This window comes from Streptomyces sp. NPDC025721 (assembly GCF_055558595.1).
The window spans coordinates 65911-78275 of record NZ_JBVHMF010000004.1; the positions used below are offsets into that span (position 1 = coordinate 65911).

9 protein-coding genes and 1 riboswitch are annotated in these 12365 nt (G+C 73.2%); of the genes, 2 read left to right on the plus strand and 7 right to left on the minus strand.

Annotated elements, in window-relative coordinates; translation table 11 throughout:
- Window positions 1-95: 95 nt before the first annotated feature.
- The 5 genes from ACZ4EF_RS08465 to ACZ4EF_RS08485 all read right to left on the minus strand — a co-directional run bounded on the left by ACZ4EF_RS08465 (window position 96) and on the right by ACZ4EF_RS08485 (window position 8949).
- Window positions 96-3374, minus strand: a complete 3279-nt coding sequence (locus ACZ4EF_RS08465; RefSeq protein ID WP_467503452.1) for an SNF2-related protein — start codon at window positions 3372-3374, stop codon at window positions 96-98.
- Window positions 3375-3499: 125 nt separating this feature from the next.
- Entirely contained in the window at window positions 3500-5407 is a 1908-nt protein-coding gene (locus ACZ4EF_RS08470; protein ID WP_391163216.1) for a ricin-type beta-trefoil lectin domain protein, read from the minus strand.
- A gap of 376 nt (window positions 5408-5783) precedes the next feature.
- Window positions 5784-6800 carry a LacI family DNA-binding transcriptional regulator gene (locus ACZ4EF_RS08475; RefSeq protein ID WP_467503454.1) on the minus strand — a complete coding sequence of 339 codons (1017 nt, stop codon included), beginning with the start codon at window positions 6798-6800 and terminating at the stop codon, window positions 5784-5786.
- A gap of 334 nt (window positions 6801-7134) precedes the next feature.
- Entirely contained in the window at window positions 7135-7875 is a 741-nt protein-coding gene (locus ACZ4EF_RS08480) for a class I SAM-dependent methyltransferase (RefSeq protein WP_467503456.1), read from the minus strand.
- Window positions 7876-7992: 117 nt separating this feature from the next.
- Window positions 7993-8949 carry an enoyl-CoA hydratase/isomerase family protein gene (locus ACZ4EF_RS08485; protein WP_467503458.1) on the minus strand — a complete coding sequence of 319 codons (957 nt, stop codon included), beginning with the start codon at window positions 8947-8949 and terminating at the stop codon, window positions 7993-7995.
- A gap of 217 nt (window positions 8950-9166) precedes the next feature.
- Window positions 9167-9261, plus strand: a riboswitch (ZMP/ZTP riboswitch).
- A gap of 20 nt (window positions 9262-9281) precedes the next feature.
- On the opposite strand from ACZ4EF_RS08485, the gene ACZ4EF_RS08490 reads away from it, so the two are divergent.
- On the plus strand, window positions 9282-10751 hold the full coding sequence (locus ACZ4EF_RS08490) for a glycine hydroxymethyltransferase (protein WP_467503460.1): 1470 nt from the start codon (window positions 9282-9284) through the stop codon (window positions 10749-10751).
- A 116-nt stretch (window positions 10752-10867) separates the two neighbouring features.
- On the opposite strand, the gene ACZ4EF_RS08495 is transcribed toward ACZ4EF_RS08490, so the two are convergent.
- Window positions 10868-11083, minus strand: coding sequence for a DUF4190 domain-containing protein (locus ACZ4EF_RS08495; RefSeq protein ID WP_355346831.1), 216 nt, complete (start codon window positions 11081-11083; stop codon window positions 10868-10870).
- Window positions 11084-11244: 161 nt separating this feature from the next.
- A complete protein-coding gene (locus ACZ4EF_RS08500; RefSeq protein ID WP_355346770.1) occupies window positions 11245-11397 on the minus strand; it encodes a hypothetical protein in 153 nt (50 codons plus the stop codon).
- Window positions 11398-11511: 114 nt separating this feature from the next.
- On the opposite strand from ACZ4EF_RS08500, the gene ACZ4EF_RS08505 reads away from it, so the two are divergent.
- Window positions 11512-12147 (plus strand): TetR family transcriptional regulator, encoded by a 636-nt coding sequence (locus ACZ4EF_RS08505; RefSeq protein ID WP_467503463.1) that lies wholly within the window; start codon window positions 11512-11514, stop codon window positions 12145-12147.
- Window positions 12148-12365 lie beyond the last annotated feature (218 nt).

Genomic DNA, 12365 nt, shown 5'->3' on the forward strand with positions numbered 1-12365 from the left:
GCTCACCCCCGCTACGGTCCCCGCCGCGCCCGTACCCCCACCGGGGCCCACGGCGTCCGCCGGGACGCCGCACTCGCACCGACCGCAGAGGCGCGTCACTCGCTCACCGCCTCTTCCTCCGACAGCCGCAGGGCGTCGCGCAGTTCGGCCGTGGTCAGCTCCGCGAGCCAGTTCGCCGCCGCGGTGTCGCCCGCGCCGACAGCGCCGACGGCGGCGTCCGCGAGGGTGCGCTTGGCCTCGATCATCGCGTCGACGCGCTCCTCGACGGTGCCCGCGCAGACGAAGGTGCGCACCTGGACGTCGCGGGGCTGGCCGATCCGGAAGGCGCGGTCGGTGGCCTGGTCCTCGACGGCCGGATTCCACCAGCGGTCGATGTGCACGACCTGGCTGGCCGCGGTGAGGTTGAGGCCGGTGCCGCCCGCCTTGAGGGAGAGCAGGAAGACGGCGGGGCCGTCCGTCTCCTGAAAGCGGGCCACCATGTCCTCGCGGGCCCGCGCCGGGTCGCCGCCGTGCAGGAACAGCACCTCGGTGCCGAGCCGCCTGGCCAGGTGCGGGCGCAACAGGGCGCCGAAGGCCGCGTATTGGGTGAAGCACAGCGTCTTGTCGCCCGCGGCGAGCGCGGTCTCCAACGTTTCCTCCAGACGGGCGAGTTTGCCGGAACGGCCGTCCAGAGACGAGCCGTCGCCGAGGAAGTGGGCGGGGTGGTTGCAGACCTGCTTCAGCTTGCCGAGGGCGGCCAGTACGTGGGCGCGGCGGCGCAGTCCGCGGGTCTCGTCCATGCGCGCGAGCATGTCGGCGACGACCGCGCGGTAGAGCGCGGCCTGCTCCGCGGTCAGATTGCACACCACCTTGATGTGCTGCTTCGCGGGCAGTTCGCGGGCGATGGCCGGATCGGACTTGAGCCGCCGCAGCACGAACGGCCCGGTGCGGCGGCGCAGTTCGGCCGCCACGGCCGCGTCGCCGTCGCGCTCGACGGGAATCGCGTACCGCTCCTTGAAAGCGCCCGCCGTACCGAACAGGCCGGGGTTCACCAGGTCGAGCAGCGCGTGCAGTTCGGCGAGGCGGTTCTCGACGGGGGTGCCGGTGAGGGCGATCCGGTGCCGGGCGGGCAGGGCGCGCAGCGCCCGGTACTGGTGCGTGGCGCTGTTCTTGACGCTCTGCGCCTCGTCCACGACCAGCCGCCGCCAGGTGACGGCGGCCAGCGCCTCGTGGTCGCGCTGCACCAGCCCGTAAGTGGTGATCACCAGGTCGGCGCCTCTTACCGCCGCGGCCAGTTCCGTACCGGTCAGCCGCCCCGCTCCGTGGTGCACGTACACCCGCAGCTCGGGTGCGAAGGCGGCGGTCTCGCGCCGCCAGTTGCCGACCAGCGACATCGGGCAGACGACGAGCGTCGGGCCGTACGCGCTCTGGTCGCGCCGGTCCGGGTCGCCGTCCCGGTCGCGGTCCCGGTCACCCTCCCGCTCGCCGTCCCGCTCGCGTTCCACGGCGAGCAGCGCGAGGGTCTGGGCGGTCTTGCCCAGGCCCATGTCGTCGGCGAGCACGGCGCCGAGGCCGAGCCGGGACAGGAACGCGAGCCAGTCCAGGCCGCGTTGCTGGTACGGACGCAGGGTCGCGGTGAAGTCGGCGGGTACGGCGACCGGTTCCGGGCGGTGCTCCGCGCTGCCGCGCAGCAGTGCGCCGAGGCCGCTGAGCCGGTCGGCGGGGTCGTCGGCGGTGACCGCGGTGACGGGCAGCCCCGCCTCGGCCGCGGTCGGGTCGAGGGCGATCCGCAGGGCCTGTCCCGTGGTCATGGTGCCGCTGCCCGCGCGTTCCAGGAAGGCCAGCACGGCGGCGATCCGCTCCGGGTCGACCTCGGTCCACTGGCCGCGCAGGCGTACCAGCGGCTGCCGGGCGGCGGCGAGCGCGGTGAGTTCCTTGTCGGTCAGCGCCTGGTCGCCGAGGGCCACCCGCCAGCGGAAGGCCACGATCGCGTCCCGGTCGGCGATGCTCGACGTCTCGACGGTGCCGGGCTGCGCCTCCCGTACGGTCAGCGCCATGCCCAGCGCGGGCTTGCGCTGCCACCACGACGGGACCAGCACCCCGAAGCCCGCCTCCGTCAGCGCCGGGGCCGCCTCCCGCAGAAATTCCAGCGCCCCGGCCCGGTCGAGCCGCAGCCCGGAGGGGCGCTCACCGGCCAGCGCGGCGCGCAGCGCCTGATACGTGCGGGCGGCGCGGGTCAGCGCGGCGAGCACCGTCTGCGGCGGGTCGTCGGCGTACCGCGTCAGCGCGGCCTGCGCGGGGCCGCGCGTCCACACCTCGGCGGCCTCGACGGTGAGCGACGGCTCGTCGACGGCCTGGACGAGGAAGTCGAGACTCCAGCCGTCGTCCTCCGCCCCGTCGCCCGGGCCCGCGCCGAGGTCGCCGCCGCGCGGTTCCGTCAGCCGGAAGCAGAGCCGCAGCGGCTGGTCGTCCGCGGCGGCCGACGCGTGCCAGGCGGCCAGCCGCTCCCCCAGCCGGGCCGTCTCGACCGGGTCGGCCGCGCGCATCCGGCCGTCCGCCGCGCCGAGCGCCACCGCCCACGCCTCGGCCGCTCCGGCCGCCTTCCCGCCCTTCACCAGCGGCCCCGCGTCCTCCAGCGCCGCCCGCGCCTCGCTGTCCACCAGCACGGCCATGACGTCCGTGACGAGCCCGGCCGCCGACCGCACGCCGTCGGCCGCGCCCAGGGTCAGCGTCGGCGGGACGGCCGCGGTCAGCCGGGCCAGCTCCTGGTGGCCCGCGGCGTCGGGCGCCGGGCGCCACCGGGCGTGCGGGACGCCGTCCTCGCGGACGAGTTCGGGCAGCAGCCTGCCCCGGCCGACCAGCCGCCACGCCAGGTCGTGGGCGGCGACCAGCCACCGCACGGAGGCGCCGTAGGGCAGCTCGGGCAGGTCGGCGTGCGACAGCTCGCCGAGGAGCTGGGCGGCCTGGCCGGGGGTGAACAGGACGGCCGGTACGGTCCAGGGCGCGAGCGCGCCGCGACCGTCGCCGGGAGCGGCCGGTGTCCGCAGTTCGGGCGACGGCCGGGGCCGCCCGGCGGTGGTGGGCAGCACGAGGCCCGCGGTCCCGCGCGCGGCGCGGCCCGCGAGCCAGCCCAGTCCTGGGCCGCCCGTCGAGAGCAGCCGTACGACCTCGGCGGCGGGCACGGCGAAGGGGTGCGTGGCGGGCGCGCCCGCCGGAGTCTCCCCGTCCGCGTCCCGGCCCGTAGCCGTCCTGGGACGACTACCAGCGGCGGGCTCCGCCGCCCGTGCGTCACCGGCGGCGGGCGGGCTCGTGCCGCCCGCCGTGCGCGGCGGTGTGTGTTCCGTCCACAAGGCGAGCCGCCGGTCCGCTCGCCACTGGGCGTGCAGAGCGAACACGGCGGCTGCCTTCCGTCGGCGACGGCTGATCGGCGGTTGATCAGCGGGAATGGTGGCTGCCGACAGCCTACGTCGAGGTCAGGACATCACCGGGGCGCCACCGGGGCCGCCCGTGGTGGCAGGGGTCACGCGGCGGGCGTGGTCCACTGCTGGTTGGCGGCCCCGGTGCAGTCCCAGATCTGGAGCCGGGTGCCGTTGGCCGAGCTGGGTCCCGTGGCGTCGAGGCATCTGCCCGACTGCGGATTGACCAGGGTGTTGTTGGCGCCGTGCGTCCATTGCTGGGCGCCGGAGCCGTTGCAGTCGTAGAGCTGCGCCTGGGTGCCGTTGGCGGTGCCGCCGCTGGCCAGGTCGAGGCACTTGCCGAGGACCTGGAAGGTGGTGCCGGAGGCGGTCCACTGCTGGGCGGTGGTGCCGTTGCAGTCGTAGAGCTGCACGGCGGTGCCGTTGGCGCTGCTGGCGTTGGCGGCGTCGGCGCACTTGCCGCCGTAGCCGGTGATCGCGCCGGTGTGGCCGGTGCCGCCGTTGCCCGTGCCCTGGGTGCCGTTCCAGGTGAAGGTGGCCGAGGCGCCGGCGGGCAGCGAGTAGGAGAAGTTCTCGTTGCCCCAGTTGGCCCGGATCGTCTGCGCGGACGACGTGTCGTTGTAGGCGATGAGCGCCTTGGACCCGTCGGGGTTGCGCCAGGCGACGTTCGGCACGCTGGTGTTGGCGGTGGAGGCGATCCGGTACGCGCCGGGCTTCACGAATTTCGTGAGGTGGCCCATCGTGTAGTACTCGATCGTGTAGTCGACCTGCCCGCTGCGGCTGTCGCCGTTGTGCACGGTGATCAGGCCGGTGCAGGTGCCGCAGCCGCCGTTGTGCGGACCCATGTTCTGGTCGACCGCCAGGCTCCATTTGACCCAGCTCTGGCCCCAGTTGCGGGTGTAGTCGATCAGATTGTGCATGTCCTCCTTCTGCTGGTTGGCGATCCAGGTGCCACCGGAGTGCTCGGTGTCGAAGGCGGGCAGATTCGGGTACTGGTTGTGGACGGTGGTCTGCTCGCTGACGTCACCGCCGTATCCGTGCCAGGCCAGACCGCCGAAGTTGGGGTCGTTGCGGATGGCCGCGTCGGTGACGGTGGGGGCGGCGTAGCTGTCGTACGTGTCCCAGTTCCAGTCCAGCGCGAGGACCTTGGTGGACAGTCCGGCCGCGTGCAGCGCGGGCAGCAGATTGGTCTTGGTGAAGTACGCCAGCCCCGCGCCGTTCCACTGCGCCGACGGGTAACCGCCGCAACAGGTGGGCTCGTTCTGCACGGTGACGTAGTCGATCGGCACACCCTGCGCCTGGTACGCCTGGAGGTACTTGACGAAGTACTGCGCGTACGCGGCGTAGTACTGCGACTGCAACCAGCCCTGGCTGTAAGCGCCGTTGTCCTTCATCCACGGCGGCGGGGTCCAGGGGGTGCCCATCACCTTGACGTTGGGGTTGAGCTGACGCGCCTGCTTGGTGAGCGGCACGACGTCGGCCAGGTCATGGGCGATGCTGAAGTGCGCGAGCGTCGGGTCGGTCTGCCCCGCGGGCATGTCGTCGTACGTGTAGTTGCCGCGGGCCAGGTCGGAGGCGCCCATCGGATTGCGCAGGAAGCCGAGGCCGATCCCGTTGACCGGGTCGAACAGCTTCTGCATCACGGTGTTGCGTGTCGAGGCGGACAGCGCGCCGCTGGAGTTCATCAGCCAGGCCGCGGTGTCGGTGAACGAGGCGCCGCCGCCGCTGAACTGCTGGTAGGTGGTCTTCTCGTCGACGGTGACGTTCTGTCCCGAGCCGCCGGTGCCGGTCGCGAAGGTGAGCGGCGTCTGCTGTTCGAGGCCCTTGACGACGTTGCGTCCGCCGGAGTCGGAGGTGGTGGTCAGATAGACCTGCACGCTCTCGCCCGCGGCGTGCGCGGTGGCCGGAACGGCCAGCATGGGGGTGACGGCCGCCGCGGCGGCGGCGAGCATCCCGACGAGTGTGCGCCGCAAGCGGCGTCTGCCCGCGTGGGGGCGGGTTGCTGCGCTCATGGGTCCGGTTGCCTTTCTACGGCTGAGATGGCATGGCCCTGACATGACGAAGTGGGCAGTCGTGGGGCGCCCACTTGTTTCATCACTTGTTTCACGACTTATATCGCGACGTGATTTAACTCGCGCGCTCTATAGGCGTCAAGGGATTGAACATGGGCTGAATCGCTGTAACGGAATGAAACAGCGGTGAATGCGTGCGGGCGGCCCGTGTGACCTGCGGCATTGGTCCAGACCGCAGGAAGAAGCGCGGCGGCGCGCGGGAGCGGGCTCCGGGGACGCACCTCTTTCCCCCGGCGGGCTCAGCCTCAGGGAGCGGGCTCAGCCTCAGCGGGCGGCCTCAGCGCCCAGCGGGCGGGCTCAGCCTCAGCGGGCGGCCTCAGCGCCGAGCGGGCGCCGTGCTTCCGCGCGGCACCAGGACCGGCGCCTCCAGCAGGATGTCGGCCACTTCCTGGCCGTCGACCAGCGCGAGCAGCGCGGCGGCGGCCCGCTCGCCGTACGCGGGCACGCGCCGGCTGACGGCGGTGAGCGCCGGGTGCACCAGACGGCACAGCTCGCTGTCGTCCCAGGCCACCAGGGACAGTTCGGCCGGGACCCGGATGCCCATCTCCTGCGTCACGCTCAGCGCGGCGACCGCCATCACGTCGTTGTCGTACACGATCGCGGTCGGCCGGTCGGCGCCGGACAGCAGGCGGCGGGTGGCGCGGGCGCCGTCCTCGCCGGAGTAGTCGGTGTACACACAGCTCACGCCGGTCAGGCCCAGTTCGGCCGCCGCCGCGTCGAACGCCTCGCCGCGCTCGCGGGTGTGCACGAAATGCGCGGGCCCCGCGACGCGGGCGATCCTCCGGTGTCCCATGGCGGCCAGATACGCCAGCGTCTCCCGTACGGCCTCCGCGTCGTTGAGCCACACCGACGGGACGCCGGGGACGCCTGCCGCGTGGCCGACCACCACGCCCGGCAGCTCCAACTCCCTGAGCAGGCCCAGCCGGTGGTCGTCGTCGCGCAGGTCGACCAGGAGCACGCCGTCCACCCGGCGCTCCCCCCACCAGCGGCGGTACGCGGCCTCCTCGGCGTCCGCGTCCTCGGTGACCTGGAGCAGCAGCGCCGTGCCGGTGGCGGCGAGACCGGCCTCGACGCCGGAGATGAGCTGCATGAAGAACGGCTCGATGCCCAGCACCCACGCGGGCCGGTCCACGACGAGTCCGATCGCGCCGCTGCGGCTGTTGGACAGCGCGCGGGCGGCGCTGCTCGGATGCCAGCCCATCCGCGCGGCGATCTCCAGAATCCGGGCCCTGGTCTGCGCCGACACCCCGGCCTTGCCGTTCAGCGCGTACGAGACCGCGCCCTTGGACACACCCGCGGCGTCGGCGATGTCGGCGATGGTGGGACGCTTCACAGGGCTCACTCGGCCTCAAGGTGCCAGGGCCCGCGCGGGCCGTGCTCGGATGCGATCGGCACACACCTTAACAACGCTGAAACGTCGCCGCACCCTGTGTGACGGACTCCCATGGTGCCCCATGACGCTGCTCCGCTCAACCGGTTCAGCGACTTCGAGCGCCCTGCGCGCGAGTGCCGCTCCGGCCCCGTCACGGCTCCCCCGACCGGACCGCGTCCCGTACCGCCCGGGGGGTGGCGGGGCGCCGGCTCCGGGGCAGGCGGGCCTCCGGGAGACATGCGCGGAACAGGCGTACAGGGCCCGTGTGCGGCCCCTCCCTGCCGGGCCCCGCCCCTCACGCCCGTGTCGCCGCGATCTCCAGGCGTACGTAGTCCACGACCGGTTCGGCGAGCCGGGCGGCGACGGCCTTGACGAAGGGCTCACGGTCGTCGTCGGCCATGCCGTCGAGGTGGGCGCCGAGGACGACGGTGGCGAGGTAGGACTCCAGTTGGTCGCCGGGCTCGAAGCGGGCCGGGTCCGGCCGGAGGCCGACCTCGATGCCGGTGAACCCGGCGTCGGCGAGCTGCCGCCGGGTGTCCTCGACCCCGGCGAAGTCCCAGACGTCGGGCGCGCCGCCCAGGACGTCGGCCACGGCCGCGTTGACGGCCGCGATGTTGCCCCGGCCGCCGCATTCGCTGACCAGTCGGCCGCCGGGGCGCAGCCGTCCGGCGAGCGAGGTGAAGAGCGCCGCGTGGTCGACGATCCAGTGGAAGGCGGCGACGCTGAAGACGGCGTCCACCTCGCCGTCGAACGGCAGCGGTCGCGTCAGGTCGGCGTGGACGACCTCGACGCGGTCCAGCCGTCCGGCGAGGCGTTCGCGGAGCTGTTCCAGCATGCGGACGGAGCCGTCCACGGCCACCACCCGGCCGCGCGGCAGGAGATCGAGCAGGCCCGCCGTGTCGCGGCCGGTGCCGCAGCCCGCGTCGAGCACCCGCTCGTCACCGGCCAGCGGCAGCCGCCCGAGCGTGCGCCGTCCCCAGCCGAGGTGCGGCAGGGGCAGCGAGTCGTACGTCTTGGCGTCCCATTCCCTCGGCATGGCGCGGCACTCCGTTCCCCGACCCTCGGGCCGTCAGCTCCCGCCGCGGCACGGCGAGTTCAGCGGTCACGCTACGCCCGTCGTCCACATCATGACACCCGTATCTCACATAATGAGCTACAGGGTCGCTGACCAGGTCGGCTTGCGGTCCTTGTCGACCAGCGCCGCGCGCACGCCCTCCGCGAAGTCGGGGGTGAACGCCGTCGCGCACGCCCATGCCAGCTCGTCCGCCAGGCACTCCTCAAGCTCCGCGCGGGCGCCGCGCGCCAGCAGGTCGAAGGTGATCGCCAGGCTCGCGGGCGACGCGCGGCGCAGCGCCTCCAGCGTGTCGTCCGCCCACGCGCGGTCCTCGTCCTCCGCCACCAGCCGCGCCCACACCTCGCCGAGGTCGGGGGCCGCGAAGCAGCGCTCGATCGCGGCGAGGTGGTCCGTCAGCTCCGACGGCGGCGCGCCGACGTACCGCGCCAACGGCGCCCCCGCCGGGTCCGTGCCGTCGTCGCCGATCAGCGCCGCCTCCAGCGCGGGCAGTTCGGCGGCGGGCACGTAATGCGTGGCGAGACCGCACGCCACGGCCGCCGCGCCCGACACCCGCACACCGGTCAGCCCGAGATACCAGCCGACCGCGCCCGGCAGCCGGGGCAGGAAGTAGCTGGCGCCGATGTCGGGGAAGAAGCCGATCCCCGTCTCCGGCATGGCGAGCGCCGCCCGCTCGGTCACGACCCGCGCCGACCCGTGCACCGAGATGCCGAGGCCGCCGCCCATCGCGTAACCGTCGATCAGCGCCGTGTACGGCTTCGGGTACCGCGCGATCATCGCGTTGAGCCCGTACTCGGCCGTGAAGTACGTCTTCACCGCCGTCTCGTCCCCGGCGAGCGCCGCCGCCCGTACGGCCCTGATGTCACCGCCCGAGCAGAACGCCTTGGGCGACGTGCTGCGCACCACGACCGACCGTACGGCCGCGTCGTCGCGCCACCCCTCCAGCGCCTGCGTCATCAGCCGGACCATCGTCAGGTCCAGCGCGTTCAGCGCCCCCGGACGGTCCAGCTCGATCACCCCCGTGCCCCCTTCGCTCACACGGGTCCTCACGGGCGATCCGACGGCATCCATGCTGCTCCCCACGGCTTCCGGACCCCGCCACCGGAGCCTCGCCCCCATCCAAACAGACGCCTCTCGACGCCCCGCGCGAGCGGCCCCGGCGCCGGTGGGCGGGCACGCGGGCGGGCAGGGGTGTGCGGAACCGTCTCACCAGGCCGACGCGCGGTACGCGCCCCCGAGGGACTTGGTACGCTCGGCGACGGGCCGTGACTGGCGCGCTGGGATGGGTTCAACCATCGGGAAGCGGCCCGCGCTGGAAGCGATGAAGTGCCGTGCGCCTGGGCCGTCCCGTTCCGATCAGGAGGACTCCCATGGCCGCTTCCGAGCCGTCTGCCAGCACCGCCTCGACCGCCTCAACCGCTTCAACCGCCTTCCGCAGCGCGCTGGACGTGATCCGCGGGGTCGAACCGCGCGTCGCGGACGCCATCGCGAACGAGCTGGCGGACCAGCGCGAGATGCTGAAGCTGATCGCCAGCGAGAACTACGCGTCGCCCGCCGTGCTGCTGGCGATGGGCAACTGGTTCAGCGACAAGTACGCCGAGGGGACCGTCGGCCGCCGCTTCTACGCGGGCTGCCGCAATGTGGACACCGTCGAGTCGCTGGCCGCCGAGCACGCGCGGACCGTGTTCGGCGCCGACCACGCCTACGTACAGCCGCACTCGGGCATCGACGCGAATCTGGTGGCCTTCTGGGCGGTGCTGTCGCAGCGGGTCGAGAGCCCGGCGCTGGCCAAGGCGGGCGTCAGGCAGGTCAACGACCTGTCGGAGGGGGACTGGGCGGAACTGCGCCGCGAATTCGGCAACCAGCGGATGCTCGGCATGTCCCTGGACGCGGGCGGCCACCTGACCCACGGCTTCCGCCCGAACATCTCGGGCAAGATGTTCGACCAGCGCAGTTACGGCACCGACCCGGCGACCGGTCTGCTGGACTACGACGCGGTACGGGCCACCGCCCGCGAATTCCGTCCGATGATCATCGTGGCGGGCTACTCGGCGTACCCCCGGCTGGTGAACTTCCGTCTCATGCGGGAGATCGCGGACGAGGTCGGCGCGACGCTCATGGTGGACATGGCGCACTTCGCCGGTCTGGTCGCGGGCAAGGTGCTGACCGGCGACTTCGACCCGGTGCCGCACGCGAGCATCGTCACGACGACCACGCACAAGTCGCTGCGCGGCCCGCGCGGCGGCATGGTGCTGTGCGACGACTCGCTGGCCGAGCACGTCGACCGCGGCTGCCCGATGGTGCTGGGCGGCCCGCTGCCGCACGTCATGGCGGCGAAGGCCGTGGCGCTCGCGGAGGCGGCGCGGCCGGAGTTCGCCGACTACGCGCAGGCCGTCGTCGACAACGCGCGCTCCCTCGCCGAGGGGCTGCTGACCCGCGGCGCGAAGCTGGTGACGGGCGGCACCGACAACCACCTCGTGCTGATCGACGTCTCCGGCTACGGGCTGACCGGCCGCCAGGCCGAGGCCGCGCTGCTGGACGCGGGCATCGTCACCAACCGCAATTCGGTGCCGCAGGACCCGAACGGCGCCTGGTACACCTCCGGCATCCGGATCGGCACCCCGGCGCTCACCACGCGCGGGCTCGGCGCGGTCGAGATGGACGAGATCGCGGGCCTGATCGACACGGTGCTGTCCGGTACGACGGCCGCGCCCGCGAAGAGCGGCGGCCTGTCGAAGGCGAAGCACGTGCTGGACGCGGCGGTGGCGGAGCAGGTCGCCAAGCGCGCCACCGACCTGCTCGCGGGCTTCCCCCTCTACCCGGGCATCGACCTGAGCTAGCGCCCGCGACCCGAACCGGGTCCTGGACCGGACTCCCCCGAACGCCGAGCGGGCCCTTCCCTTGCGGGAGGGCCCGCTCTGTTCGGCGGATCGACGGTTCGGCGGTTCGACAGTCCCTAGCTGAACTGCCAGATCACGCCGTGGTGGGCGATCGTCAGCGCCAGGACGACCAGCAGGTCGGCGACGCCGAGGGCGAAGCCGAGCAGCGCGCGCCCGCGGCGCTGGGTGCCGCGGCTGATCGCGACCAGGGCCAGCACGATGGCGACCGGGCCGAGCACGAGGTTGAGGACGAGCAGGCCGGGGAGGCCGAGCAGGAAGGACGCGACGGCCATGCCGTCGGCGTCACGGGTGTTCGCGGCCGGTGTGCCGGTCGCGACCGGGTGGGCTGCGGTGTTCACGGTGTTCCTTCCGGGAACTGTCGTGGTGGGCCGGGGTGTCGGGCCGGTACGGGCCCGTGCCGCACGCGGAGTGCGAGGGGCGCGTCGGCGTGGGTTCAGCCGCGGTGCCGGGCGATGCCCTCGCGGACCGCGAAGCCGAACAGCCAGACGGCGATGGCGCCCGCGGCGACGAGGAAGACCGGCAGCGTGGTGTGAGCGGCGGCGCCCATCAGGACGCCCATGCCGAGCAGGAGGACGACGAGGCTCATGTCTGCTCCACCTCCGGGGAGTTGACGTTTCAGATAACACTTGTTCACTGACTTCATCAGTGTAGCGCCGGACCGCGCTGGCCAAAGTCGGAGAACGGTTGTTTACTGAATGACATGAGTCACACTCCGGGGGTCCGCCAGGCACAGAAGCAGCAGACCCGGCAGTCGCTGCTGGACGCGGGCCTCCGGCTGCTGGAGCACCAGAACCTCAGCAGCCTGGGCCTGCGCGAGCTGACCCGGGAGATCGGCGTCTCCCCCGCCGCCTTCTACCGGCACTTCCCCGACATGGCCGACCTCGGCGTCGCCCTGGTCGCCGAGTCGCTGGGCAGCCTGCACACCGTGATCCGGGCGGTGCTGGCCGAGGGCGCCGATTCCGCGGAACTCATCGACCGGACGGTGGCGCTCACCGCGGCGTACGTGGCGGAGCACCGCGCACATGTCCGCTTCATCGCCCGCGAGCGGCACGGCGGCGTGGCGCGGGTCCGCGAGGCCATCGCCGCGGAGCTGAACAGTTTCGCCGACGAGGTGGCCGCGGGACTCGCCGCGCAGCCCGTCTCCGCGGGCTGGCCGGCCGACGACCTCCGCGTACTCGCCGAGCTGTACGTCGACCACATGGTGATGACGGCCGCGGCCTTCCTGGAGGCCCCCGCGGACGACCCGGCGGCGCGCGACCGCATCATCCACGCCGCCCGGATGCGCATGCGCGTCATCAGCATCGGCCGCGCCCACTGGCTCGACCCGGAGGCGTAGCGAGCCGGTCCGGGAGCGCGGGACGAGCCGGTCCGGGCCACAAAAAGGGGTGCCGCCGGTGCGAATGGAGACCCATCCGCACCGGCCGTCCCCCGTTGTCCCCCGCGCCTCCCCCGACACGGGACACCCACGATGCCCAGGGGCACCGGTGCCCCCGATCATGTCCCGGACAGGAGGTGCCAAGGGAGGGCATAACGCGCCACGCACCGGACCCAACG